The organism is Rahnella sp. AN3-3W3, assembly GCF_003263545.1.
In the GTDB taxonomy this organism is placed as follows: domain Bacteria; phylum Pseudomonadota; class Gammaproteobacteria; order Enterobacterales; family Enterobacteriaceae; genus Rahnella; species Rahnella variigena.
The window spans coordinates 71,771-96,835 of the sequence record NZ_JYDG01000004.1 but is presented as its reverse complement, the minus strand read 5'-3'; the positions used below and the strand labels follow the sequence as shown (position 1 = coordinate 96,835).

Below are 25,065 nucleotides of genomic sequence, written 5' to 3'. Positions count from 1 at the left end.
ATTTCAAACTCTATCTATAAATCAATAAATTAGTGGCCATTTTCAGATGGCCTCCAAGAGATATTAAGCATAATGTTAATCAAATTATTGACCAAAGTTTTTGGTAGCCGTAACGATCGTACACTGCGTCGCATGCGTAAAGTTGTTGACCTGATCAACCGCATGGAACCTGAAATTCAAAAGTTGACCGACGAGCAACTGCAGGCGAAAACCAATGAGTTCCGTGAGCGTCTGGCAAAAGGTGAAGTGCTGGAAAACCTGATCCCGGAAGCTTTTGCTGTGGTGCGTGAATCCAGTAAACGTGTCTTCGGCATGCGCCACTTTGACGTGCAGTTACTCGGCGGTATGGTTCTGAACGAGCGTTGCATCGCGGAAATGCGTACCGGTGAAGGTAAAACGCTGACCGCAACGCTGCCAGCTTACCTGAACGCACTGAGCGGAAAAGGCGTTCACGTCGTGACCGTCAATGACTACTTAGCCCAGCGTGACGCCGAAAATAACCGTCCGTTGTTTGAATTCCTCGGTCTGAGCATCGGCATTAACTTGCCGGGTATGCCTTCCCCGGCTAAGCGTGCTGCTTACGCTGCTGACATCACTTACGGTACAAACAACGAATACGGCTTTGACTACCTGCGCGACAACATGGCATTCAGCCCGGAAGAACGTGTACAGCGTAAACTGCACTACGCGCTGGTGGATGAGGTTGACTCCATCCTGATCGATGAAGCACGTACTCCGCTGATCATCTCCGGTCCTGCTGAAGATAGCTCAGAAATGTACACCCGCGTGGACAAACTGATCCCTAAACTGATCCGTCAGGAAAAAGAGGATTCCGACACCTTCCAGGGTGAAGGCCACTTCTCTGTGGATGAGAAAGCGCGTCAGGTTCACCTGACCGAACGTGGTCTGGTGCTGATCGAAGAAATGCTGGTTGAAGCAGGCATCATGGAAGAAGGTGAATCTCTGTATTCCCCGACTAACATCATGCTGATGCACCACGTGACTGCGGCATTGCGCGCACACGTACTGTTCACCCGCGATGTCGATTACATCGTGAAAGACGGTGAAGTCATTATTGTCGATGAACACACCGGCCGTACCATGCAAGGTCGTCGCTGGTCCGACGGTCTGCATCAGGCAGTAGAAGCTAAAGAAGGCGTTGAGATTCAGAACGAAAACCAGACGCTGGCTTCTATCACCTTCCAGAACTACTTCCGTCTGTACGAAAAACTGGCCGGTATGACCGGTACTGCGGATACCGAAGCATTCGAATTCAGCTCTATCTACAAACTGGATACCATTGTTGTGCCAACTAACCGCCCTATGGTGCGTAAAGACATGGCCGACCTGGTGTACATGACTGAGATGGAAAAAATTGGCGCGATTATCGAAGATATCCGTCAGTGTACCGCTAAGGGCCAGCCGGTTCTGGTCGGTACCATTTCGATTGAAAAGTCAGAAGTGGTTTCTAACGAGCTGACGAAAGCGGGCATCGCTCACAGCGTTCTGAACGCCAAATTCCACGCCAAAGAAGCAGACATCGTTGCTCAGGCGGGTCAGCCAAGCGCAGTAACCATCGCTACCAACATGGCGGGTCGTGGTACCGATATCGTGCTGGGCGGCAGCTGGCAGGTTGAAGTTGAAAACCTGGGCGAAGAAGTGACCGACGAGAAAATTGCTGAAATTAAAGCCGCATGGCAGATTCGCCATGACGCGGTTCTGGCTTCTGGTGGTTTGCACATCATTGGTACCGAGCGTCACGAATCACGTCGTATCGATAACCAATTGCGCGGTCGTGCGGGTCGTCAGGGTGATGCCGGTTCATCACGCTTCTACCTGTCTATGGAAGATGCCCTGATGCGTATCTTCGCGTCTGACCGTGTATCAAGCATGATGCGTAAACTGGGTATGAAACCAGGCGAAGCGATTGAGCACCCATGGGTGACCAAAGCGATTGCCAACGCTCAGCGTAAAGTGGAAAGCCGTAACTTCGATATTCGTAAGCAATTGCTGGAATACGATGATGTGGCGAGCGATCAGCGTCGTGCGATCTACAGCCAGCGTAACGAACTGCTGGACGTGTCTGATGTGAGCGAAACCATTGCCAGCATCCGTGAAGATGTGTTCAAAGCGACTATCGACAGCTACATTCCACCACAGTCTCTGGAAGAAATGTGGGATGTGAAAGGTCTGGAAGAGCGCCTGAAAAACGATTTCGAGCTGGAAATGCCGATTTCTGAGTGGCTGGATAAAGAGCCGGAACTGCATGAAGAAACCCTTCGCGAACGTATCATGGAACTCGCGAAAGAGTCTTACGCCCGTAAAGAGGAAGTGGTTGGCGCTGAAATGATGCGTAACTTCGAGAAAGGCGTAATGTTGCAGACCCTCGATTCCCTCTGGAAAGAGCATCTGGCAGCGATGGATTATCTGCGTCAGGGCATCCACTTACGCGGTTACGCGCAAAAGGATCCTAAGCAGGAATACAAACGTGAGTCCTTCGCGATGTTTGCTGCGATGCTGGAATCCCTGAAATATGAAGTGGTCAGCGTGCTGAGCAAAGTTCAGGTGCGTATGCCTGAAGAAATTGAAGCGATGGAAATCCAGCGCCGTGAAGAAGCGGAACATCTGGCCCGTCAGCAGCAGCTGAGTCATCAGGATCAGCAGGAAATCGAAGTGGCGGAAGCCGCACGTCTGGCTGCCTCCGGTGAACGCAAAGTGGGACGTAACGATCTGTGCCCATGTGGTTCCGGTAAAAAATACAAACAATGCCATGGCCGCCTGCAAAAGTAACATCTCAGGCTAAGTCATCGTGTTAATCTTAAAGGCGGCTAATCACCGCCTTTAATTTTGTCTAAAAGTTCGTACAGGACAGTCTTTGCAGTCAGCGGATAGGTGGATACTGTGACGCTTAAACAACTGAATATCTCAGTCGGCATTATTCGTAATGCTCAGAAAGAAATCTTTATTACTCAGCGCGATGTGTCATCGCATATGGCAGGTTTCTGGGAGTTTCCCGGCGGGAAAATTGAAGCAGGTGAAACGCCGGATCAGGCAGTGATCCGCGAATTGCAGGAAGAAGTTGGAATCGATGCGCAATCACCGGTACTGCTGAAAACGCTGGAGCATCGTTTCCCCGACCGCATCATCACGTTGCATTTCTTCCTGGTGGAAGAGTGGCAAGGTGAACCTTATGGCAAAGAAGGGCAGCCTAAACGCTGGGTTGCACAGTCTGATTTGAAAGAGGAAGAGTTTCCTCCGGCTAACGAAGCCATCGTAACGGCCCTTAAAAACAATAAGTACTGATGACGCACTTATTGTGGATGACATGATCAAAAAAGGGGCCAAAGCCCCTTTTTGCGTACTCATGATCTGACTTAAATCTCTTCTTCACTCCAGTCGTCCAGGTCATTCACATCGCCTTTACTCGGGATGCGTTTCTCTTCATCGGCCCATTCACCGAGATCAATCAACTGGCAGCGCTTGGAACAAAAAGGGCGGAAAGGGCTTTGTTCGCCCCAAACCACCGTTTTGCCACACGTCGGGCAATTTACTTCAATAATTTCAGGATCCATGTGCAACTCCTAGCAGCAGGCAAGTTCGAAATTCAGTCGCGCGGGAACCACGCCATGTTCGCTGTCCAGAGGTAAAAAGCGAATGGCATAACGGGTTTTATGCCCGGATACTTGCGGATAAAGTTGGTTTTCCATCGAGAGGCGCAATCGTAACAGATCTGCGCCTTCTGCGTTGTCCTGGAAAAAACCATTCAGGCTGATCTGATTACGAAACGCGCCAGACTGGCGGATCAGCCCCAAAATCATAGTGAGTGAGTTATTCAGCGGGGCGAGCGTTTCGAGCCAGTTTTTCACTTCGCTGTCACGCTGGGACTGAGCCAGATGCAGCCATATGTGCAGCGTCGGCAGATCAAAACTACAGCAGCCACCTGGAATACTCAGACGCTGGCGGACCAGAGCAATCAGGCGATCTTCCTTCAGCGCCTGTCCGATGCGTGGGGCTTTCATCAGCACGGAGGCGCACTGTTTGAGCTCGCTACGCAGGCCGTCGACTCTTGAAAGATCGACGCCCGGAACGTCTTTCCACTGGGATAATTTTTGTTGCTGACGTTCCAGTTCTTTCAGTAAATCAGTACGGACTTCTCCGCGCTCCAATACGTCGAGCAAATCAGATACGGTACGGAAAAATAACAGGGCAGAAGCAATGGAAGTGATTTGTGCATTAGAGTGCATCTGTTGCAACAAAAACTCGATACGCAGCCAGGTGCGCATTTTCTCATTCAGGGGATGTTCAAAAAGAACGGTTGCAGCTACATCAGTCATGCTAGGCAATATCCTGTCTGTTTACTGATGCCGCAAATTCCAGATAGCGGCAATGTAATAGGGCAACACGCGGTTCAATGGATTTCGGGTCACCGCTGTTATCAATGATGTCATCCGCACAGGCCAGCCGCTTTTCACGACTTACCTGCGCAGCAATAATATTTTCTGCCTGCTGACGACTAATTCTGTCGCGAAGTAGGGTGCGTGAAAGCTGAATCTGAGGCTCAACATCCACTACCAGTACGCGATTTGCCCGCGTCTGTAATCCATTTTCAATCAGCAATGGCACTACCCAGAGCACATAGGGCGTATCGGCCTGTGCAAAAAGCTGCTGTGTTCTGGCATGAATGATGGGGTGCAGTAACTGGTTAACCCATTCTTTGTCAGGCGGATAACTGAATATCTTTTCCCGCAGAGCCGGGCGGTTCAGTGAGCCATCGGCAAGAATAATTTCGTTACCAAATCGCTGATGGAGCTGATCCAGCGCAGGTTCTCCCGGCGCTACTACCTGACGGGCGATAATATCGGCATCGACAATGTTTACACCGTGGCGGGCGAAACTTTCGGCAACTGTACTTTTGCCACTCCCGATACCTCCGGTCAATGCAACGATATAGCTCATGCGGATGCTCTGATAAAATTAGACAGGTAAATGATAAAGAGATTGTGATTAAGTGCAAGCCGTCGTCGTCCCGCTTTTCATGCGAAAACTATTCAGCAGCACAATCAAAAGTCTGTGATGTGAGTTGCAAAAGCCATCTTGCCGTTGTCATTTTCCTGTGTATGATAAAACCACTGGAAAGGGTGTCTAAAAATTTGCTGTACACCCTAGCGACCCGTCGCCAAACCAGGACAAACCCGTCATGCGTATTGAAGAAGATTTGAAGTTAGGTTTTAAAGACGTACTCATCCGCCCTAAACGCTCCACTCTCAAAAGTCGTTCCGAAGTCGAACTGGAACGCACATTCACATTCAAACACTCTGGTATCAGTTGGTCTGGCACACCGATCATTGCCGCGAACATGGACACCGTCGGAACATTCCGTATGGCGACCGTTCTGGCTTCTTTCGGTCTTTTGACCGCGGTACATAAGCATTACACCGTAGAACAGTGGCAGGCATTTATCACGTCTTCGGATGAATCTGTCCTGCGCAATGTGATGGTGTCGACCGGAACATCAGAAGCGGATTTCGTTAAAACTCTGCAAATTCTGGCTCTTTCCCCGCTGTTGAAATTTGTTTGTCTGGATGTAGCGAACGGGTACTCCGAGCATTTTGTCGGTTTCCTGCAACGTGTTCGTGAAGCCTGTCCGGATAAAGTGATCTGTGCCGGTAATGTGGTCACCGGCGAAATGGTTGAAGAGCTGATTCTTTCAGGTGCAGATATCGTTAAAGTCGGTATCGGTCCAGGGTCTGTCTGTACCACTCGCGTGAAAACCGGTGTGGGTTATCCGCAGCTTTCTGCTGTAATTGAATGTGCAGATGCGGCGCACGGTCTGGGCGGACAGATTGTCAGTGATGGCGGCTGTGCGGTTCCTGGCGATGTAGCGAAAGCCTTCGGCGGCGGCGCTGATTTTGTCATGCTTGGCGGTATGCTGGCTGCGCATGACGAATGTGAAGGTACAGTCGTTGAAGAAAATGGCGAAAAATTCATGCTTTTCTATGGCATGAGTTCAGAATCTGCGATGAAACGTCACGTCGGTGGTGTTGCAGAATACCGTGCGGCAGAAGGTAAAACGGTGAAATTACCTCTGCGTGGTCCGGTTGAAAACACTGTGCGCGATGTCCTCGGTGGCCTGCGTTCTGCCTGTACTTATGTGGGTGCTGAGCGTCTTAAAGAACTGACAAAACGCACGACCTTTATCCGCGTCGCGGAACAGGAAAACCGGTTGTTCGGCAGCAAATAAGCCGGCAATGGCTGATGCGGCGAGACTCGTTTTCGCCGCTTTCTGCTCTTTCTGCTTTATCCTCTTCCTATCCCATCACTGACCCCAGCTGGAATATCGGCAGATACATTGCAATCACCAACCCGCCCACAATGACGCCCATTACCGCCATCAGTACCGGCTCAATGGTTTGCGATAACGTATCCGCCAGTGAATTCGCTTTATGATTATGCAGTTGCGCGAGCTTTTGTAGTAACTCATCGAGAGAACCTGACTCCTCACCGATTTTAATCAATTGATGGCATAAGCTCGGAAACAGTGGTGACTGAACAAAAGCTTTGTGTAACGGAACCCCTTGTATGATCTGCTCACGTATCTGGCTCAGCGCGGCCTGAAAATGCAAATTGGATACAGACGCAGAAGCCGCCGCCAGCCCCGCAATTAACGTCATTCCGGCCTGTTGTGTCATGGCCAGTGTCTGAAAAATCTGTCCGAGGCTGCTGTCGGTGACCAGCCGTGAAGTCAGGGGCAACCGCAGCAGAAGCATCTGTTCACGGCGTTTCCAGCGTACGTGCGGATGCATTTTTTGCAGATACCCAAAACAGCAAAACAATAATCCTCCTGCTATCCACGGGCCTGCTGTGATTAATGCTTCTGATGTGTTGATTAACATCTGAGTAAACCACGGTAACTTAGCATCAAAGGATGCATAGATTTTCGCAAACTCAGGCAACACCAGGGTCAGCATCAGCAGGGTAACAATCGTGGCGATTGCACTGACAATCAGCGGATAACGCAGGGCCTTTTTCACCTTATTTCTTAATTCAGCCTGTTGTTCCTGCTGACTCGCCAGTTGCAGGCAGCATTTGTCGAGTTGCCCCGTCAGTTCACCAATCGAAATAATTTGCCGGTAAATATCAGGGAACGTGTCGGGATAATGCCCCAGCATCTCTGAAAGAGGCTTTCCTTCACGAACTCCTTTGGCGATATTTAACAGCACGCAGTTCCATGCCGGTTTCGTATGCTCATTGCCCAGCAGCGTCAGGCTATTCATCAGGGGTAATCCGGCCTGCAATAGTGTCGCCAGCTGTCTGACAAAGGCGACGCGATCCTGATTTTTCCAACAATTTCCTCTCAGGCGTTGCCTCATCCTGATACTGACCGGCTGTAAGCCAGCAGCAAAAAGCTGCTGGTAGATGATGTCTTTATTTATCTCAATGCTGTTGCCTTGCTGAATGCTTCCCTGGGTATCAACTGCCTGCCATTGATAAAGCCTCCATTTTTTAGAAATAGCCCCGATTTCGCTCATAAGCCAGTGTCTTCGCCGGTGACTCTGTAAAGCTCCTCAAGCGAGGTAATACCTTGCTCGACCAGCAACATTCCCGCTTCCTGCAAGGTTTTCTGTCCCTGTTCACGGGCGATTTTACTCAGCTCAGTGACGCCCGCTCCGGCGACCAGTGCCTGCTGTAACCTGGGTGTTATATTGAGTATCTCGTAAATTCCCGTACGCCCGTAGTAGCCGGAAAAACATTGATGGCAACCCGCGGCCAGCCAAAGTGGCAACTTACCGCTGCGGCCATCCGGGCCTTTTTCGACCAGTGACATATGCGCTTTGCGACAATGCGGGCAGAGCTTTCGAACCAGCCGCTGTGCAATGACCAGACGTAAACTGGCTGCAATATGAAAACTCTCGATCCCCATTTGTCTCAGACGGGTCAGGGTCTCGCAGGTGGAATTGGTATGCAGGGTGGAAAGCACCATATGCCCGGTCTGCGCCGCTTTTACGGCAATCTCAGCAGTTTCTTTATCCCGGATCTCACCGACCATAATCACATCAGGATCCTGACGTAATAATGCCCGCAGGACACCGGCAAAACTCAGATCTGTTTTGCTGTTGATCTGCGTCTGATTAATACCGCTGACCGGGATCTCAATCGGATCCTCGACGCTGCAGATATTGCGGGTAATGGCATTCAGATGTCGCAGACCCGTGTAGAGCGTGACTGTTTTTCCGCTCCCTGTCGGACCTGTGACCAGAATCAATCCTTGCGGATGTTTAAGCGCGGCCTTGAAATAATCGAGATCACGCGGCGTGAATCCCAGCTGTGACATCGACAGATCCTGCTGCGTCATATGGAGTATCCGCAGCACAATTTTTTCGCCGTGCAGCGTTGGCAGGGACGAGACCCGCATGGAATATCGCTGATTTTGTAACATCACCGAAAGCTGCCCGTCCTGCGGCAGTCTGCGTTCTGCCACGTTGAGCTGTCCCATGATTTTCAGGCGTGCACAGATACCGGCGGCCATTGCAAATTCAGGGCCGGGGATTTCTTGTAGTACGCCATCAATCCGGACGCGAACCCGGAAACTGTGCTCAAAAGGTTCAAAGTGAATATCCGATGCGCGGCGGGTGATAGCGTGCCTGAGGATCTGATTAAGTACATTGATCACTGGCGCATCACTTTGGGCATCCAGTTCATTCTCATCACGAGGTACAGAAGGAGTGAGCTCTTCCTGCGCGACAAGTTGTTGCGACCCTGAATGGCCTTTTTCCATCACCTGTTCCAGCCGCGCCTGTGGCCAGCGTTCAAGCTGGACTTTTAATCCGGTGGCGAAACGCAGCACGTTGCTCAGGGATTCCGTGTCCGCCTCACTTTCATGGCAGGCAACGCGAATTATCTGCGGATCACGATGCAAAATGACGGCTTTATATCGCTGGCACAGGGCTTCAAGCGATGCTTCGCTTTGCTGCCTTTCGCTGTGTACCGGCGAAACAGGAACCAGTGGAGTATCGGTCATTGTGTTGCTCCCTGACTGTCAAAGCGGAATACGCTTTCGCAGGCCTCAACCATCGACGTGTTAGCGGCATTCGTACAACTGCGATTCCAGACAATCCCTCCGGCCACATTATCGACAACCGGCGTCATGACAACGCTGAGCCCTTCCAGCGCTTGTTGTCCGGTGAGCGAGATGACGCCTGTGCTGACTTGCACCTGGCTGACGTAACGGCTGCTGGCTGCTGCGGGTATTCCCTGAGTGCCTGCATCGCAACCCGTCAGAGTGCCGGAATCAATCACACACAATTCGACGCCGGTTTTATACGGCACCATGGTTTGCAGCATGTCGGTCATGGCGGCCTTCTGGATATAACTCTGGTAAGCGGGTATGCCGATGGCACTGAGGATCGCAATAATCGCGATCACTACCATCAGTTCAATGAGGGTAAATCCTTGTTGCCGGTGCATGGCGTTCTCCGTTTTGTAAAACTGCTTGAGTAAAGCTCGGGCAGCAAACTAAACGCAGAAATAACCAGACTCCAGCCCCATTGTTGGCTTCTCCACGATGTCTTCCAGGATAAATATGTATGTCAGTCCGGTTGGCAAAACTTTTGCGCGATACGCCGCAACTGTGAAGATGAAATGAAAAAGGGGATGGCAGTCAGACCGGGAGAATGAGAGGGTAATGCGGCAAGATGAAATAGACCGAAAGAAGTCGTGTTGCCCCTGAAAAGGAGGTCAGGGGCAACAGCGTTGCGATTAGCTAAAGCGCATGGAGAGATCCATCGCTCTGACATGTTTGGTGAGCGCGCCGACGGAAATGTAATCCACGCCGGTCTCCGCGAATTCACGCAGTGTTTTTTCCGTGACGTTACCGGAGACTTCCAGCAGTGCTCGGCTGGCAGTCAGCGCAACGGCGTCACGCATCATCGGCACGGTAAAGTTATCGAGCATGATAATGTCAGCTTTGGCATCCAGCGCCTGCTGAAGTTCATCAATGGATTCGACCTCCACTTCCACAGGAACGTCGGCATGGATCCACAACGCGCGCTCCACGGCCGCTTTGATTGAGCCACAGGCGATGATGTGGTTTTCTTTAATAAGAAATGCGTCAGCCAGACCCAGACGGTGATTGCTTCCGCCACCGCAGAGCACGGCATATTTCAGTGCAGTACGCAGACCCGGCAAGGTTTTGCGGGTGTCCAGCAACTGAGTTTTGGTGCCCTGCAGAATTTTCACATAGTGATTCACTTCGGTTGCCACGCCGGAGAGGGTTTGCACAAAATTCAGGGCGGTGCGTTCGCCGGTCAGCAACATGCGCGCAGAGCCGGAAAGTTCGCATAAGGTCTGGTTTTCAGAAACTTTATCACCGTCTTTAACATGCCATTTAACGGTGATTTTATCCCCGGCAAGTTGCTTAAAGACTTCATCCAGCCAGCGTTGCCCGCAAAAAATACCGGGTTCACGGGTGATGATGGTGGCGGTCGCGTTTTTATCCTGCGGCAATAATTGTGCCGTTAAGTCATTGTTAGCATTAGCTTCGCCGCCGAGGTCTTCGCCCAGGGCTTGAGTCACAAGAGCAGGAATATCATTCTGGATACGTTCGAGTAACTGTGCGCGGCGACTTTCAGGGCTGTAGCTGCGGGTAGACATACAAATACTCCGAAATGGCGGATAAGAAGGACAAAAAAACATGCTACCCTGTTGCTGTGATAAGTACCACACAAGCACATCATTGAGGTCTTTGATGCACTTAGAACAAGGCTGGATAGCCGAAGCCCGGCGGGTCGTTTCTCCCCATTTTGATCTCCGTCCTGACGATGAAATTCCCTCGTTGCTGGTTGTCCACAACATCAGTTTGCCGCCCGGAAAATTCGGTGGTCCCTACATTGATCAACTCTTTACCGGTACGCTGAATCCGCAGGACGATCCTTATTTTGAAGGTATCCACCAGTTGCGTGTGGCGGCACATTGCCTGATCCGCCGCGATGGCGAAATTGTTCAATATGTTCCTTTTGATAAACGCGCCTGGCATGCAGGTGTTTCCAGCTGGCAGGGGCGCGAGCGCTGTAATGATTTCTCAATCGGCATCGAGCTGGAAGGCACGGATTTTGAGCCGTTTACTGACGCGCAATATCGCAGCCTGGCCGCTGTTACTGAGTTGTTAATTAAGCACTATCCCATTAATCTTGATGCCATTACCGGACACAGTGATATTGCTCCGGGGCGTAAGACCGATCCCGGCCCTGAATTTGACTGGGCATTTTATCGCAAGCTGATAGCCCTGCCGGTAGGGCAGAATAGCGCTTCTGACCAGTGAGTTAACGCGGTCTCTGGTGCGTGTTTAAGCATGTGATGTGTTGAGAGAGAGTGACAATCGATGACGTTATTTACTTTGCTGCTGGTGCTGGCTTGGGAACGGCTGTTCAAACTGGGTGAACACTGGCAGCTGGACCATCGGTTCGAGGTGATATTTCGCCGCGGGCGGCAGACTTCCTTAGTGAAAACGCTGGCTATCATGGTCATCTGGATGGCGGTGATCTGGGTCGTCCTGCGAGCGCTACAGGGGATATTCTTTGGCGTACCGACACTGATTTTATGGGTGATTTTGTGTCTGCTGTGCATTGGCGCGGGGATTAAACGTAAGCATTATCGCGCTTATCTTAAGTCAGCCCGTCAGGGGGATGCCGACGCTTGTAAGGAAATGGCCGAAGAACTGGCGCTGATCCACGGTCTGCCAACGGATTGCACAGAAGAAGCACGTTTGCGGGAACTGCAAAATGCGCTGCTATGGATTAACTATCGCTACTATCTGGGTCCTTTATTCTGGTTTGTGGTGTGTGGTCCCTGCGGACCGATAGCATTAGGCGGATACGCGGCTTTACGCGGTTATCAGACCTGGCTGGCGCGTCACATGACGCCCTTGAAACGTGCTCAGTCCGGCGTTGATGCCCTGTTACATATTCTGGACTGGATCCCGGTTCGTCTGGCCGGTGTGGCTTATGCCTTGCTGGGACACGGCGAGAAGGCTTTGCCGGCCTGGTTTGCTTCGCTGGGTGATATTCACTCGTCGCAGTATCAGGTATTAACCCGTCTGGCACAGTTCTCGCTGGCGCGTGATCCGCACACCGATCCGGTACAAACGCCTCGTGCGGCCGTCGGTCTGGCGCGTAAAGTGACGATGATTATTCTGGTGGTTGTGGCGCTGCTGACGATTTACGGCACGCTGATTTAACGAGACTTTTGTTGCTGAGACCGCCAATTAAAAAAGCCCGGTACATTTACATGTCCGGGCTTTTTGCTTTTTATCCGCGCTGCTTTTGTAAGGTCAGCGGACGATTATCGGCGGCGGGTTCACCGAAGTCAGGCATCCCGTTTTCATCCCAGCGGAAGGTTTTGATGCGCGTATGCCGGTTCGGGTCATACAGCGGATCGCCTTCAATTTCTGTGTAATTTCTGGCGTGGTATACCAGCACATCTTCGCCTTGTTCGTTGCGGGTAAAGCTGTTGTGGCCGGGGCCAAACTGTTTGTTCTGCGCCTGGGTAGTGAACACCGGATGCGGAGATTTATGCCAGCTCGCCGGATCCATCAGGTTGCTGCTGAGATCTGCCCAAAGCAAGCCGATACAGTAATTTTCATCGGTGGCGCTGGCGGAATAAGTGATGAAAATCTTATCGCCATGCGTGATCACGGCCGGGCCTTCGTTAACCCAAAAACCGATGATTTCCCAGTCCAGTTCCGGCTTGCTGAGCATGACCGGCGGAGATTTCAGCGTCCACGGGTTTTCCATTTCAGCCAGATACAGATTCGAGTTTCCGCGAATTGCCGGATCTTTCTGCGCCCACAGATAATAGCTTTTGCCCTGATGCTCAAAGTGCGTGGCATCCAGCGAGAAGCTGTCGATCGGGGTCTGGATCCGGCCTTTCTCCTGCCATTTCCCCGTGAGCGGATCTGCTTCTTCGCACACCAGCGCATACATCCGGTGCTGGAATAATCCGTCCACAATCTCCTGCGATGGCGCAGCGGCGTAATAGATAACCCATTTCCCGTCGATAAAATGCAGTTCCGGCGCCCAGATCAGTGCGCTCATCGGGCCGGTTTCAGGTTTATGCCAGACGATGGTGGCTGGCGCATTGGCAAGTCCGCTCAGCGTTGGCGAGCGGCGGATCTCCAGCCGGTCGTATTCAGGAACCGACGCGATAAAGTAATAATTTCCGTCGCTGTGCAGCCAGATATGCGGGTCTGCCCGTTGCTCAATCAGCGGATTAGGGTAATTACTCATGTTTCAGCTCCTTGCTGTTCAGTGGGACGCTGGCGATATCCGCGTCCTGTGCATTTTTCGCATCGTGATATTCATTCAGTTCGCGGTAATTACGGCGGCGAATTTCGAGATCAGCCTGAATGGTACGCATGGTTTCGCGATCCACTTTCAGTAAGCGCACCACACCGGCAGTAATCAGATATCCCACGCCCGGAATGATGGTGAACAGCAGCATAATTCCGTTGATTGCGTGATCACTTTGCTGCGCTGCTCCGGCGTTGTAGCCATAAGCTGACAACAGGAATCCGACCATTGCACCGGCTACCGCCAGTCCGCATTTAAGGAAGAACAGGTTGCCGGAGAAGCTGATGCCGGTAACGCGTTTACCGGTTTTCCATTCGCCGTAATCATCCACATCAGCCATCAGCGACCAGTGCAGCGGGGAAGGGAGCTGATGCATGATGTTCAGGATGAAGTACGCCACAAGAATCAGCGTTGTCGCATGCGGATCGAGGAAATAGAAGCCGCAAGAGAAAATGGTCAGGATAATGTTGGCCCAGAAGAACACTTTCAGTTTGCAGTATTTATCGGTCAGCGGCTTTGCCAGCGCGCTGCCGATCATCATGCCGACCACACCGAGGCTGATAAACATACTGGCGAATGACGTAGATTTTTCCATGACCCAGGTGACGTAATACATGGTGGCTGCCATACGGATGAAGCCCGGACACACGTTACAGAACGTCAGCAGCAGGATGCGCACCCACTGGTCATTTTTCCAGACATCTTTCAGATCAGATTTCAGGGCGTGTTTAGACGGCACCGCTGGCTGAATACGTTCTTTCACTGAGCTGAAGCAGAACAGGAACATAAACAGCGCGATGATCGCCATTACGCCCATCGACATCTGGTAGCCCTTGGCTTTGTCCGCGCCACCGAAAAAATCTGCCATTGGCAGCAGGGTGGAAGACAGGATAAGTGTTGCGATGCCCACCATAAAGAAGCGGTAAGACTGGCAGGCAACACGTTCATGCGGATCGGCAGTAATGACGCCACCGAGCGAGCAATAAGGAATGTTAATGGCGGTATAAGTCAGCGACATCAGGAAGTAAGTCACAAAAGCATAGATAACCTTGCTGTTGTAGCTCCATTCCGGCGTGGTGAACATCAGTACGCTGAACAGAACATACGGCAACGAAACCCATAACAAATACGGGCGGAACCGTCCCCAGCGGGTGGTCGTACGGTCGGCAATCGCGCCCATAATCGGGTCGGTGACGGCGTCAATAACGCGCACGGAGAGCAGCAATACACCGACCAGCGCCGGGGCTAAACCGAAAACGTCCGTATAAAAATAATTAAGAAACAGCATGATGGCGCCGCCAATCATATTGCAGCCTGCATCCCCCATGCCGTACGCCACTTTCTCTTTGAACGACAGCGCGCCTTCCTTCATGGATGTTCTCTCCGCATAGATGTCAAAAGGACAGTTGTTAAAAAACTGTTTGATAGACCAGAGTATTGGCTGAGGAAGGGAATAAGAGTCAGGAGGTAAGAGTCATGAAGATGGACGATTTGGTCATCTCAGAAAAAGTGTGACCTGTATAACAAGACGCCCCGGCAAGTGACTTAACCGGGGCGTCTGAGGATTTTAAATTATGACTCTTGCTTAAGCGTTAACGGACTTCCCGCTTTGCTGATTCTTGATCCAGTAACCAATGCCCAGAACCACCAGCCAGACAGGGATCAGCCATACGGAGATCGCCATGCCCGGAGTAATCGCCATGATCACCAGAATTGCCGCCATAAACAGCAGGCAGATGTAGTTACCCACCGGATACAGCAGCGCTTTAAACTTAGGTTCCACGCCTTCACGACGCTTCGCCTGACGGAATTTAATGTGTGCCAGGCTGATCATCGCCCAGTTGATCACCAGTGCAGAAACCACCAGCGCCATCAGCAGACCAAATGCTTCGGCTGGCATCAGGTAGTTAATCAGAACACACAGGGCAGTAGTGGCCGCAGAGACAAGGATGGACGTCACCGGCACGCCGCGTTTGTCCACTTTCATCAGGGATCTCGGTGCGTTGCCTTGCTGCGCCAGACCAAACAACATGCGGCTGTTACAGTAAACACAGCTGTTGTAGACCGACAGCGCGGCAGTCAGGATCACCACGTTCAGTGCGTTGGCAACCAGTGCATCACCCAGTTCATGGAAGATAAGGACGAACGGGCTGGTATCCGGCCCGACGCGGGTCCACGGCATCAGGGAAAGCAGCACGGCCAGTGAGCCCACATAGAAAATCAGGATGCGGTAGATAACCTGGTTGGTCGCTTTAGGAATGCTGACTTCAGGATTATCGGCTTCTGCCGCTGTAATCCCCACCAGCTCCAGGCCACCGAACGAGAACATAATGATGGCCATCATCATCACCAGCCCGGTCATACCATGCGGCAGGAATCCGCCTTGCTCCCACAGGTTACGTACTGTTGCCTGCGGACCGGCAGTGTCGCTGAACAGCAACCAGCCGCCGAACAGGATCATCGCCACAACCGCAACCACTTTGATGATCGCAAACCAGAATTCCATCTCACCGAAGACTTTAACGTTAGTCAGGTTGATGGCGTTGATCAGCACGAAGAAGGCCGCCGCAGAAACCCAGGTAGGAATTTCCGGCCACCAGAATTGAATGTATTTACCGACTGCGGTCAGTTCTGCCATCGCCACCAGCACGTACAGAACCCAGTAGTTCCAGCCAGAAGCAAAGCCTGCGAACCCACCCCAGTATTTGTAAGCAAAGTGGCTGAATGAGCCCGCAACCGGCTCCTCAACAACCATTTCACCTAACTGGCGCATGATTAAAAAGGCAATAAAACCTGCAATTGCGTAGCCAAGAATAATCCCCGGCCCCGCAGACTGAATGACGGAAGCGCTGCCCAGAAACAGCCCTGTACCGACGGCCCCACCTAGTGCAATCAGCTGAATATGGCGGTTTTTGAGACCACGCTTCAGCTCATCGCCTTGTTGTTGTTCAACCATTTACCTGTCCTCTGTCATTGGGGCAAAACCCATAACATTCTGTGTGTTAGAGAGAATGTAAGGCGATAATTACACTTTTTGTATCTAATTATTTACGGCTGGATTGTACCTAAAACGCAGGATCATCTACCGTTCGCGCAAGAATAATGTTATGCGCAAAAGTTTGCACGGGGTTTATGCATCATCTGCATAACAAATAGCCAAATTGACTGTAAATTTGTTCAGGATCTAAAAAATGTGATCCTTGACTGGGTAAAAAACATAAATGATAAAAATTTGTTAAATTGTGCGGGGTCGACGCATTTACTGGGTAGCCATATGGACACAAGGTGAATACTTTGTTACTTTACGGCCACGTTTTTTAAATTGGTATTACCAATTGACTCCGGCAACTTACAGAGTCGCTACTCGCAGAGAACAGCACATATATGGCTTACAGCAAAATCCGACAGCCTAAGTTATCCGATGTGATCGAGCAGCAACTTGAGTTCCTGATCCTCGAAGGCACTTTGAGGCCCGGGGAAAAGCTTCCGCCAGAGCGCGAACTGGCCAAACAGTTTGATGTATCGCGACCTTCTCTCAGAGAGGCAATCCAAAGCCTGGAAGGGAAGGGGCTACTCCTGCGCCGTCAGGGTGGTGGCACTTTCGTACAAAGTAACTTGTGGCAAAGCGTGAGTGACCCGCTGGCTGAGTTACTGGCCGACCATCCTGAATCACAATTCGATCTCCTTGAAACACGTCATGCCCTTGAAGGGATCGCTGCCTATTACGCGGCGCTTCGTGGCACAGAGGAAGATTTGCAGCGCATTCGTGATTGTCACGTGGTCATTCAGACCGCACAAGACAGCGGGGACCTGGACGCAGAAGCCGACGCGGTAATGCAGTATCAGGTTGCTGTAACAGAAGCAGCGCATAATGTGGTGCTGCTGCATCTGGTTCGCTGTATGGGACCGATGCTCGAGAAAAATGTTCGACAGAACTTTGAATTGCTTTACTCCCGCCGCGAAATGCTGGCGATGGTAAGCAACCACCGCGCCAGTATTTTCGAGGCGATTGTTGCACGGGAACCAGAAAAAGCGCGTGCCGCATCTCACCGTCACCTGGCGTTCATTGAAGAAGTTTTGCTGGATCTCAGCAGGGAACACACCCGGCGGGATCGGTCTTTACGACGGCTCCAGCAACGAAAAGATGAAAGTTAACCCACGAGGTTAATTTTTAGAGTCTTCATTTGAGGGCTCACGGCAACTACATGACGGGCCTGTCTTCGTGCGCTTTCTCATCACGAAGACCGTTTTAAAAGAGCGCAGGAAGACAGGCTCCAGATAAACCAACGTATTAGATACAGATAAGGAAAAGCACCATGTCAGAACGTGTAAATAATGACGTGGATCCGATCGAAACTCGCGACTGGCTACAAGCGATCGAATCGGTCATCCGTGAAGAAGGTGTTGAGCGTGCACAGTTCCTGATCGACCAGGTTCTCAGTGAAGCGCGTAAGGGCGGCGTGAGCGTCGCTGCTGGTGCAGCCAGCCGTAACTACGTCAATACCATCGCTGTTGAAGACGAACCTGAATACCCGGGTAACCTGGAGCTGGAACGTAACATTCGTACTGCTATCCGCTGGAACGCCATCATGACCGTTCTGCGTGCGTCCAAGAAAGACCTGGAACTCGGCGGCCACATGGCGTCCTTCCAGTCTTCTGCGACCGTGTACGAAGTGTGCTTCAACCACTTTTTCCGTGCGCGCAACGAGAAAGACGGCGGCGATCTGGTGTACTTCCAGGGCCACATCTCTCCGGGCGTGTATGCGCGTGCTTTCCTTGAAGGCCGCCTGACTGAAGACCAGATGAACAATTTCCGTCAGGAAGTTCACGGTAAAGGTCTGTCGTCTTATCCGCACCCTAAACTGATGCCTGAATTCTGGCAGTTCCCGACCGTATCCATGGGTCTGGGCCCGATCGGTGCAATCTACCAGGCTAAGTTCCTGAAATATCTGGAACACCGTGGTCTGAAAGACACGTCCGCACAGCGCGTTTACGCATTCCTGGGCGACGGTGAAATGGACGAACCAGAATCCAAAGGTGCGATCACCATCGCGACCCGTGAGAAACTGGACAACCTGTGCTTCATCATCAACTGTAACCTGCAGCGTCTTGATGGCCCTGTCACCGGTAACGGCAAAATCATCAACGAACTAGACGGCATCTTTGCAGGCGCTGGCTGGAACGTGATCAAAGTCATCTGGGGCAACCGTTGGGATGAACTGCTGCGTAAAGACACCAGCGGTAAACTGATCCAGCTGATGAACGAAACCGTGGATGGCGACTACCAGACCTTCAAGTCCCGTGACGGCAAATACGTTCGTGAGCACTTCTTCGGCAAATACCCTGAAACCGCTGCGCTGGTCAAAGATATGACCGACGACGAAATCTGGGCGCTGAACCGTGGTGGTCATGATCCGAAGAAAGTCTTCGCTGCACTGAACAAAGCACAGAACACCAAAGGCCAGCCGACCGTTATCCTTGCGCATACCATTAAAGGTTATGGCATGGGCGACGCTGCCGAAGGTAAAAACATTGCTCACCAGGTGAAGAAAATGAACATGGATGGCGTTCGCTACATCCGTGATCGCTTCAGCGTGCCAGTTACCGATGAAAATCTGGAAAAACTGCCGTACATCACTCTGGAAAAAGACTCTGCAGAATACAAATACCTGCATGAACGTCGTGCCGCGCTGAAAGGCTACCTGCCGACTCGTCTGCCAAACTTCACTCAGAAGCTGGAAATGCCGAAACTGGAAGACTTCTCACAACTGCTGGAAGAGCAGAAGAAAGAGATCTCTACCACTATCGCTTTCGTCCGTGCCCTGAACGTGATGCTGAAAAACGACTCCATTAAAGACCGTCTGGTCCCGATCATCGCCGACGAAGCGCGTACATTCGGTATGGAAGGTCTGTTCCGTCAGATTGGTATTTACAGCCCGAACGGTCAGCAGTACACCCCGCAGGACCGTGAGCAGGTTGCTTACTATAAAGAAGACGAGAAAGGTCAGATCCTGCAGGAAGGTATTAACGAACTGGGCGCCGCGTCTTCATGGCTGGCCGCAGCGACGTCTTACAGCACCAACGATCTGCCAATGATCCCGTTCTACATCTACTACTCCATGTTCGGTTTCCAGCGTATCGGCGACCTGTGCTGGGCAGCGGGTGACCAACAGGCGCGTGGCTTCCTGATCGGCGGGACTTCTGGTCGTACTACCCTGAACGGTGAAGGTCTGCAACACGAAGATGGTCACAGCCATATTCAGTCTCTGACTATCCCTAACTGTATTTCTTACGACCCGTCTTACGCTTACGAAGTCGCTGTCATCATGCATGACGGTCTGGTGCGTATGTACGGTGAAGCGCAGGAAAACATTTATTACTACATCACCACGCTGAACGAAAACTACCACATGCCAGCCATGCCGGAAGGCGCGGAAGAAGGCATCCGTAAGGGTATCTACAAGCTGGATACGCTGGAAGGTAGTAAAGGTAAAGTGCAGCTTCTGGGCTCCGGTTCTATTCTGCGTCACGTACGTGAAGCGGCTGAGATCCTGTCCAAAGACTACGGTGTGGGTTCTGACGTTTATAGCGTTACTTCCTTCACTGAACTGGCCCGTGACGGTCAGGACTGTGAGCGCTGGAACATGCTGCACCCGACTGAAACCCCACGCGTTCCGTACATCGCCCAGGTGATGAGCGACGCGCCAGCGGTTGCTTCCACCGATTATATGAAACTGTTTGCTGAACAGGTTCGTACTTACGTTCCGGCCAGCGATTATCGCGTACTGGGTACTGACGGCTTCGGTCGTTCAGACAGCCGCGAAAACCTGCGTCACCACTTCGAAGTGGATGCGTCCTACGTTGTGGTTGCTGCGCTGGGTGAATTGGCTAAACGCGGTGAAATCGAAACGTCTGTAGTGGCTGAAGCCATTAAGAAATTCGATATCAACCCAGAAAAAGTTAACCCGCGTCTGGCATAAGAGGTAAAGACAGATGGCAATTGAAATTAACGTACCGGACATCGGTGCAGATGCAGTGGAAGTCACCGAAATTATGGTGAAGGTGGGCGATAAGGTTGAAGTTGAACAATCGCTGATCACCGTTGAAGGCGACAAAGCTTCTATGGAAGTGCCTTCTCCACAAGCTGGCGTGGTCAAAGAAATTAAAGTTGCGGTAGGCGATACCGTCGAAACCGGCAAACTGATCATGATCTTTGAAGCCGCTGACGGTGCTGCTGATGCAGCACCTGCGAAACAGGAAGCCAAAGCAGAAGCTAATGTTCAAGAGAGCGCAGCTGCTGCCCCTGCTTCCAGCGAAAGCAAAGAAGTGAACGTGCCTGATATCGGTGGCGACGAAGTTGAAGTCACTGAAATCATGGTGAAAGTAGGCGACACCGTGACAGCTGAACAATCGCTGATCACCGTAGAAGGCGACAAAGCCTCTATGGAAGTCCCTGCGCCGTTCACGGGCAAAGTTAAAGAAATCAAAATCGCTGCGGGCGACAAAGTCAGCACCGGTTCTCTGATCATGGTCTTCGAAGTGGCTGGTTCTGGTGCAGCCGCACCTGCCGCTGCTGCAGAAACCCAATCAGACGCGGCACCTGCGGCTCCGGCTCAGTCCGGCAGCAAAGAAGTGAACGTACCTGATATCGGTGGCGACGAAGTTGAAGTCACTGAAATCATGGTTAAAGTTGGCGACAAAATCAGTGCAGAACAGTCACTGATCACCGTTGAAGGCGACAAAGCCTCAATGGAAGTCCCGGCACCGTTCGCGGGTACTGTGAAAGAAATCAAAATCGCTGCGGGCGACAAAGTCAGCACCGGCTCTCTGATCATGGTCTTCGAAGTAGAAGGCGCTGCGCCTGCTGCTCCGGCGGCTAAGAAAGAAGAAGCGGCTGCTCCTGCGAAACAGGAACAGAAAGCGGCGGCTCCGGCAGCAGCTAAAGCTGAAAGCAAAGGCGAATTCGCTGAGAACGACGCTTACGTTCACGCCACGCCGGTTATCCGTCGTCTGGCCCGTGAGTTCGGCGTTAACCTGGCGAAAGTGAAAGGGACTGGCCGTAAAGGTCGTATCCTGCGCGAAGACGTTCAGACTTACGTGAAAGACGCGGTCAAACGTGCTGAAGCCGCGCCGGCAGCAGCAACGGGTGGCGGTCTGCCAGGCATGCTGCCTTGGCCGAAAGTGGACTTCAGCAAGTTCGGTGAGATTGAAGAAGTCGAACTGGGCCGTATCCAGAAAATCTCTGGTGCGAACCTGAGCCGTAACTGGGTGATGATCCCGCACGTTACGCACTTTGACAAAACCGATATCACTGAGCTGGAAGCGTTCCGTAAACAGCAGAACGATGAAGCCGCTAAACGCAAACTGGACGTGAAATTCACCCCAGTGGTCTTCATTATGAAAGCCGTTGCCGCTGCCCTTGAGCAGATGCCACGCTTCAACAGTTCCCTGTCCGAAGATGGTCAGAAACTGACGCTGAAAAAATACATCAACATCGGTGTGGCGGTTGATACGCCAAACGGTCTGGTTGTTCCTGTCTTCAAAGACGTGAACAAGAAAGGCATCGCCGAGTTGTCCCGTGAACTGATGGCTATCTCCAAGAAAGCCCGTGACGGTAAGCTGACTGCTGGCGAAATGCAGGGCGGTTGCTTCACTATCTCCAGCCTCGGTGGTATCGGGACGACCCACTTCGCGCCAATCGTCAACGCGCCGGAAGTGGCTATCCTCGGTGTTTCCAAGTCTGCTATCGAGCCAGTCTGGAACGGTAAAGAGTTCACACCGCGTCTGATGATGCCAATGTCGCTCTCCTTCGACCACCGTGTTATTGACGGTGCCGATGGTGCGCGCTTCATCACCATCATCAACAACGTGTTGTCTGACATTCGCCGTCTGGTGATGTAAGTGAAAAGCCGGCCAATCGGCCGGCTTTTTTCTGATAATCTCTTCATGCTGTTTGGGATTTTCGGGCGCTAAGCACAAATCGTATGCCGTTTGTTGTTTCAAATTTGTTAACAATTTTGTAAACTGCGGGCGGATAGAACGACCCGGTGGATGATGGGCGTTGCGACATAAAAATGACGTCAGACCCGCCGGACATAAATTAAGAGGTCATGATGAGTACTGAAATTAAAACTCAGGTCGTGGTACTTGGGGCTGGCCCTGCGGGCTATTCTGCTGCTTTCCGTTGCGCTGATTTAGGTCTTGAAACCGTACTGGTAGAGCGTTATTCCACTCTCGGTGGCGTGTGCCTGAACGTTGGCTGTATCCCTTCTAAAGCTCTGCTGCACGTCGCGAAAGTGATCTCTGAAGCAAAAGCACTGGCAGAACATGGTATTGTTTTCGGTGAGCCGAAAACTGACATCGACAAAGTGCGTGTCTGGAAAGAAAAAGTCATCAACCAGCTGACCGGTGGTCTGGCAGGTATGGCGAAAGGCCGTAAAGTCAAAGTCGTGAACGGCTTGGGCAAATTTACTGGCGCAAATACTCTGGTTGTTGAAGGCGAAAACGGTCCTACGACTATCACTTTCGACAATGCCATCATTGCGGCGGGTTCCCGTCCAATCAAACTGCCATTCATTCCACATGATGACCCGCGTGTCTGGGATTCTACCGATGCACTGGAACTGAAAACCGTCCCTGAGCGTCTGCTCGTGATGGGTGGCGGCATCATCGGTCTGGAAATGGGCACCGTTTACCACGCGCTGGGTTCGCAGATTGACGTGGTAGAAATGTTCGATCAGGTGATTCCTGCGGCTGATAAAGACGTGGTGAAAGTCTTCACCAAGAAAATCAGCAAGCAATTCAACCTGATGCTCGAAACCAAAGTGACCGCGGTAGAAGCCAAAGAAGACGGCATCTACGTCACGATGGAAGGCAAGAAAGCCCCTGCAGAACCACAGCGTTACGACGCGGTGCTGGTGGCTATCGGCCGTGTTCCTAACGGTAAACTGCTGGAAGCGGGCGCTGCAGGCATTGAAGTTGACGACCGTGGTTTCATCCACGTCGACAAACAAATGCGCACCAACGTGCCACACATCTTTGCCATCGGCGACATCGTCGGTCAGCCAATGCTGGCGCACAAAGGTGTTCACGAAGGCCACGTGGCTGCCGAAGTTATCTCCGGCAAGAAACACTACTTCGATCCGAAAGTCATTCCATCCATTGCCTACACTGAGCCAGAAGTTGCCTGGGTTGGCCTGACTGAGAAAGAAGCGAAAGAAAAAGGCATCAGCTACGAAACCGCCACCTTCCCGTGGGCCGCTTCAGGCCGTGCCATCGCTTCCGACTGTGCAGACGGTATGACCAAACTGATCTTCGATAAAGAATCTCACCGTGTTATCGGTGGTGCAATTGTCGGTACCAACGGCGGCGAGCTGCTGGGTGAAATCGGTCTGGCAATCGAAATGGGTTGTGATGCAGAAGATATCGCGCTGACCATCCATGCTCACCCGACTCTGCATGAGTCCGTGGGTCTGGCAGCAGAAATCTACGAAGGCAGCATTACCGACCTGCCAAACCCGAAAGCGAAGAAAAAGTAATTTTCTCCTTTGCTGATAAACGCCTCTCCGGAGGCGTTTTTTTTTGCCCGGCGGATTATGCCTGATTAATCACCTGATACAACGGGATCATCGCCGCACCCCACGAGGCGCTTTCGGCACCCATCGGGGAGTTCACCAGCCGCACTTTCGGACGGTCTGGATCAAGCCTGGCATCAAGTCTTTGCGTTAAAATCTCAGCCAGCCTCTCGGTGATGGTTTTCGGCATTGCCCCACCTAAAATAATCAACTGTGGATCCAGCCATTGCAGACATCCCATGATGCTCTGCTCGACCTGATCGCAACAGCGTGAAAACCAGACTTCCAGCAAGGGATGCTGTTCTGCGGTGAGTGCCGGTAGTTGCGCTTCGCTTAACCCTGCCTGTGTGAGCGTCGCGACCAGATCTTTATAGGATGGACGCGGTTTATCGCCGGGAAATGCCATACCGGCTTCACCGGCATTCAGAAAACCGCCGCGCAGGAGTTTGCCATCGGCGATAATCCCGGCACCAATCCCGTAACCAAGATCGATAAACGTTATGTCACGATAGGAATTCCACGTACCTGAATACAGTTCGCCAATCGCCGACGCATTGGCATTGTTTTCAACCCATGTCGGCCACGGCAAATTGTCCTCAAACGCCTGTTGCAGGTCGACATCGCGCCAGCTTGAAAGCCAGGCCACACAGTGGCGCTTTTTGCCATCGGGCTTTAGAAAACCCGGCACGGCATAACCCATGCCGAGGATGCGCGCATGCTGAAGCTGGCGTTTTTTTAACGTATGCTCCACCAGATTTTTAATCTGTTTTAGTGTGGTGGCAAGCGGCTGATTTTCCTGATGAGGCTCAGAAATACTCAACAGTTTTCGGCCACTGAGATCGACCAGCGTCATGTCGATAAAGCCAGGGCTGAAAGCCAGCCCGACCGCACACGCGCCGCCAGGATTGAGCCGCAGGGGCAGCGACGGTTGTCCGCGTTGTCCCATATTGCGTTCGCCTTCGATAACCAGACCTGAAAATAAAAGCTCCCGGCATTGTTGGGTGATTGCCCCGGCGGTGAGATTTGAATAGCGCGCCAGTTCGGCACGTGTCACCGGTGCATGGCGACGGATCAGCTCCAGCAGCAAACGTTGGGTAGCGCGCAGTTCCAGACGGTCAGGTTTTACATTCATAATATGGCTATCATTT

20 protein-coding genes are annotated in these 25,065 nt (G+C 51.9%); 9 read left to right on the top strand and 11 right to left on the bottom strand.

Annotation, left to right across the window (positions count from 1 at the left end; all coding sequences use genetic code 11):
* Window positions 1–72: 72 nt before the first annotated feature.
* Together secA and mutT are read left to right on the top strand one after the other, a co-directional pair.
* Window positions 73–2,790, top strand: coding sequence for a preprotein translocase subunit SecA (secA, locus tag UC15_RS02375; protein WP_112286939.1), 2,718 nt, complete (start codon window positions 73–75; stop codon window positions 2,788–2,790).
* Window positions 2,791–2,901: 111 nt separating this feature from the next.
* Window positions 2,902–3,303, top strand: coding sequence for an 8-oxo-dGTP diphosphatase MutT (gene mutT, locus UC15_RS02370; protein WP_112287009.1), 402 nt, complete (start codon window positions 2,902–2,904; stop codon window positions 3,301–3,303).
* Between the two features lie 71 nt (window positions 3,304–3,374).
* Here mutT and yacG read toward each other — a convergent pair whose 3' ends face one another.
* The 3 genes from yacG to coaE are packed head-to-tail and all read right to left on the bottom strand — an operon-like array spanning window position 3,375 to window position 4,956.
* A complete protein-coding gene (yacG, locus tag UC15_RS02365; protein ID WP_112286938.1) occupies window positions 3,375–3,572 on the bottom strand; it encodes a DNA gyrase inhibitor YacG in 198 nt (65 codons plus the stop codon).
* 9 nt (window positions 3,573–3,581) lie between these two features.
* Complete coding sequence (gene zapD / locus UC15_RS02360; protein WP_112286937.1) at window positions 3,582–4,334, bottom strand: cell division protein ZapD; 753 nt, start codon at window positions 4,332–4,334, stop codon at window positions 3,582–3,584.
* A gap of 1 nt (window position 4,335) precedes the next feature.
* Complete coding sequence (coaE, locus tag UC15_RS02355; RefSeq protein ID WP_112286936.1) at window positions 4,336–4,956, bottom strand: dephospho-CoA kinase; 621 nt, start codon at window positions 4,954–4,956, stop codon at window positions 4,336–4,338.
* A 241-nt stretch (window positions 4,957–5,197) separates the two neighbouring features.
* Between coaE and UC15_RS02350 the strand changes: the two genes are divergently transcribed.
* Window positions 5,198–6,241, top strand: a complete 1,044-nt coding sequence (locus UC15_RS02350) for a GMP reductase (RefSeq protein ID WP_112286935.1) — start codon at window positions 5,198–5,200, stop codon at window positions 6,239–6,241.
* Between the two features lie 67 nt (window positions 6,242–6,308).
* Here UC15_RS02350 and hofC read toward each other — a convergent pair whose 3' ends face one another.
* From hofC to nadC, 4 genes are all read right to left on the bottom strand, one after another.
* Complete coding sequence (hofC, locus tag UC15_RS02345) at window positions 6,309–7,529, bottom strand: protein transport protein HofC (RefSeq protein WP_112286934.1); 1,221 nt, start codon at window positions 7,527–7,529, stop codon at window positions 6,309–6,311.
* Window positions 7,526–9,019 carry a type II secretion system protein GspE gene (gene gspE / locus UC15_RS02340; RefSeq protein WP_112286933.1) on the bottom strand — a complete coding sequence of 498 codons (1,494 nt, stop codon included), beginning with the start codon at window positions 9,017–9,019 and terminating at the stop codon, window positions 7,526–7,528. Before gspE ends, hofC begins: the two co-directional genes overlap by 4 nt.
* Complete coding sequence (gene ppdD / locus UC15_RS02335; protein WP_112286932.1) at window positions 9,016–9,465, bottom strand: prepilin peptidase-dependent pilin; 450 nt, start codon at window positions 9,463–9,465, stop codon at window positions 9,016–9,018. The genes gspE and ppdD overlap by 4 nt, the downstream gene beginning before the upstream one ends.
* Before the next feature lie 291 nt (window positions 9,466–9,756).
* Window positions 9,757–10,650 (bottom strand): carboxylating nicotinate-nucleotide diphosphorylase, encoded by an 894-nt coding sequence (nadC, locus tag UC15_RS02330; protein WP_112286931.1) that lies wholly within the window; start codon window positions 10,648–10,650, stop codon window positions 9,757–9,759.
* A gap of 94 nt (window positions 10,651–10,744) precedes the next feature.
* Between nadC and ampD the strand changes: the two genes are divergently transcribed.
* The gene (gene ampD / locus UC15_RS02325) at window positions 10,745–11,317 is read left to right on the top strand and encodes a 1,6-anhydro-N-acetylmuramyl-L-alanine amidase AmpD (protein ID WP_112286930.1); all 573 of its coding nucleotides are present in this window, start codon (window positions 10,745–10,747) and stop codon (window positions 11,315–11,317) included.
* A 60-nt stretch (window positions 11,318–11,377) separates the two neighbouring features.
* Window positions 11,378–12,232, top strand: coding sequence for a beta-lactamase regulator AmpE (gene ampE / locus UC15_RS02320; RefSeq protein WP_112286929.1), 855 nt, complete (start codon window positions 11,378–11,380; stop codon window positions 12,230–12,232).
* Between the two features lie 70 nt (window positions 12,233–12,302).
* Here the strand turns inward: ampE and UC15_RS02315 are convergent, their stop codons facing one another.
* The 3 genes from UC15_RS02315 to aroP all read right to left on the bottom strand — a co-directional run bounded on the left by UC15_RS02315 (window position 12,303) and on the right by aroP (window position 16,299).
* Window positions 12,303–13,280: a family 43 glycosylhydrolase gene (locus tag UC15_RS02315; protein ID WP_112286928.1), complete on the bottom strand. Its 978-nt coding sequence runs from the start codon at window positions 13,278–13,280 to the stop codon at window positions 12,303–12,305.
* Window positions 13,273–14,715: a glycoside-pentoside-hexuronide (GPH):cation symporter gene (locus tag UC15_RS02310; protein ID WP_112286927.1), complete on the bottom strand. Its 1,443-nt coding sequence runs from the start codon at window positions 14,713–14,715 to the stop codon at window positions 13,273–13,275. The genes UC15_RS02315 and UC15_RS02310 overlap by 8 nt, the downstream gene beginning before the upstream one ends.
* Before the next feature lie 213 nt (window positions 14,716–14,928).
* Complete coding sequence (aroP, locus tag UC15_RS02305; RefSeq protein ID WP_112286926.1) at window positions 14,929–16,299, bottom strand: aromatic amino acid transporter AroP; 1,371 nt, start codon at window positions 16,297–16,299, stop codon at window positions 14,929–14,931.
* A 428-nt stretch (window positions 16,300–16,727) separates the two neighbouring features.
* On the opposite strand from aroP, the gene pdhR reads away from it, so the two are divergent.
* From pdhR to lpdA, 4 genes are all read left to right on the top strand, one after another.
* Window positions 16,728–17,498 carry a pyruvate dehydrogenase complex transcriptional repressor PdhR gene (pdhR, locus tag UC15_RS02300; RefSeq protein ID WP_112286925.1) on the top strand — a complete coding sequence of 257 codons (771 nt, stop codon included), beginning with the start codon at window positions 16,728–16,730 and terminating at the stop codon, window positions 17,496–17,498.
* A gap of 161 nt (window positions 17,499–17,659) precedes the next feature.
* Window positions 17,660–20,323, top strand: a complete 2,664-nt coding sequence (gene aceE, locus UC15_RS02295; protein ID WP_112286924.1) for a pyruvate dehydrogenase (acetyl-transferring), homodimeric type — start codon at window positions 17,660–17,662, stop codon at window positions 20,321–20,323.
* 13 nt (window positions 20,324–20,336) lie between these two features.
* Window positions 20,337–22,244, top strand: a complete 1,908-nt coding sequence (gene aceF / locus UC15_RS02290; protein WP_112286923.1) for a pyruvate dehydrogenase complex dihydrolipoyllysine-residue acetyltransferase — start codon at window positions 20,337–20,339, stop codon at window positions 22,242–22,244.
* 212 nt (window positions 22,245–22,456) lie between these two features.
* Complete coding sequence (lpdA, locus tag UC15_RS02285; RefSeq protein ID WP_165353190.1) at window positions 22,457–23,881, top strand: dihydrolipoyl dehydrogenase; 1,425 nt, start codon at window positions 22,457–22,459, stop codon at window positions 23,879–23,881.
* A 55-nt stretch (window positions 23,882–23,936) separates the two neighbouring features.
* Here lpdA and UC15_RS02280 read toward each other — a convergent pair whose 3' ends face one another.
* Window positions 23,937–25,049: an ROK family transcriptional regulator gene (locus UC15_RS02280; RefSeq protein WP_112286921.1), complete on the bottom strand. Its 1,113-nt coding sequence runs from the start codon at window positions 25,047–25,049 to the stop codon at window positions 23,937–23,939.
* Window positions 25,050–25,065: the final 16 nt, after the last annotated feature.

Excerpts from the sequence above, each read along its gene's own strand:
- secA (WP_112286939.1), top strand. The coding sequence starts at position 73 with ATGTTAATCAAATTATTGACCAAAGTTTTTGGTAGCCGTAACGATCGT.
- yacG (WP_112286938.1), bottom strand. The coding sequence starts at position 3,572 with ATGGATCCTGAAATTATTGAAGTAAATTGCCCGACGTGTGGCAAAACG.
- zapD (WP_112286937.1), bottom strand. The coding sequence starts at position 4,334 with ATGACTGATGTAGCTGCAACCGTTCTTTTTGAACATCCCCTGAATGAG.
- coaE (WP_112286936.1), bottom strand. The coding sequence starts at position 4,956 with ATGAGCTATATCGTTGCATTGACCGGAGGTATCGGGAGTGGCAAAAGT.
- UC15_RS02350 (WP_112286935.1), top strand. The coding sequence starts at position 5,198 with ATGCGTATTGAAGAAGATTTGAAGTTAGGTTTTAAAGACGTACTCATC.
- hofC (WP_112286934.1), bottom strand. The coding sequence starts at position 7,529 with ATGAGCGAAATCGGGGCTATTTCTAAAAAATGGAGGCTTTATCAATGG.
- gspE (WP_112286933.1), bottom strand. The coding sequence starts at position 9,019 with ATGACCGATACTCCACTGGTTCCTGTTTCGCCGGTACACAGCGAAAGG.
- ppdD (WP_112286932.1), bottom strand. The coding sequence starts at position 9,465 with ATGCACCGGCAACAAGGATTTACCCTCATTGAACTGATGGTAGTGATC.
- nadC (WP_112286931.1), bottom strand. The coding sequence starts at position 10,650 with ATGTCTACCCGCAGCTACAGCCCTGAAAGTCGCCGCGCACAGTTACTC.
- ampD (WP_112286930.1), top strand. The coding sequence starts at position 10,745 with ATGCACTTAGAACAAGGCTGGATAGCCGAAGCCCGGCGGGTCGTTTCT.
- ampE (WP_112286929.1), top strand. The coding sequence starts at position 11,378 with ATGACGTTATTTACTTTGCTGCTGGTGCTGGCTTGGGAACGGCTGTTC.
- UC15_RS02315 (WP_112286928.1), bottom strand. The coding sequence starts at position 13,280 with ATGAGTAATTACCCTAATCCGCTGATTGAGCAACGGGCAGACCCGCAT.
- UC15_RS02310 (WP_112286927.1), bottom strand. The coding sequence starts at position 14,715 with ATGAAGGAAGGCGCGCTGTCGTTCAAAGAGAAAGTGGCGTACGGCATG.
- aroP (WP_112286926.1), bottom strand. The coding sequence starts at position 16,299 with ATGGTTGAACAACAACAAGGCGATGAGCTGAAGCGTGGTCTCAAAAAC.
- pdhR (WP_112286925.1), top strand. The coding sequence starts at position 16,728 with ATGGCTTACAGCAAAATCCGACAGCCTAAGTTATCCGATGTGATCGAG.
- aceE (WP_112286924.1), top strand. The coding sequence starts at position 17,660 with ATGTCAGAACGTGTAAATAATGACGTGGATCCGATCGAAACTCGCGAC.
- aceF (WP_112286923.1), top strand. The coding sequence starts at position 20,337 with ATGGCAATTGAAATTAACGTACCGGACATCGGTGCAGATGCAGTGGAA.
- lpdA (WP_165353190.1), top strand. The coding sequence starts at position 22,457 with ATGAGTACTGAAATTAAAACTCAGGTCGTGGTACTTGGGGCTGGCCCT.
- UC15_RS02280 (WP_112286921.1), bottom strand. The coding sequence starts at position 25,049 with ATGAATGTAAAACCTGACCGTCTGGAACTGCGCGCTACCCAACGTTTG.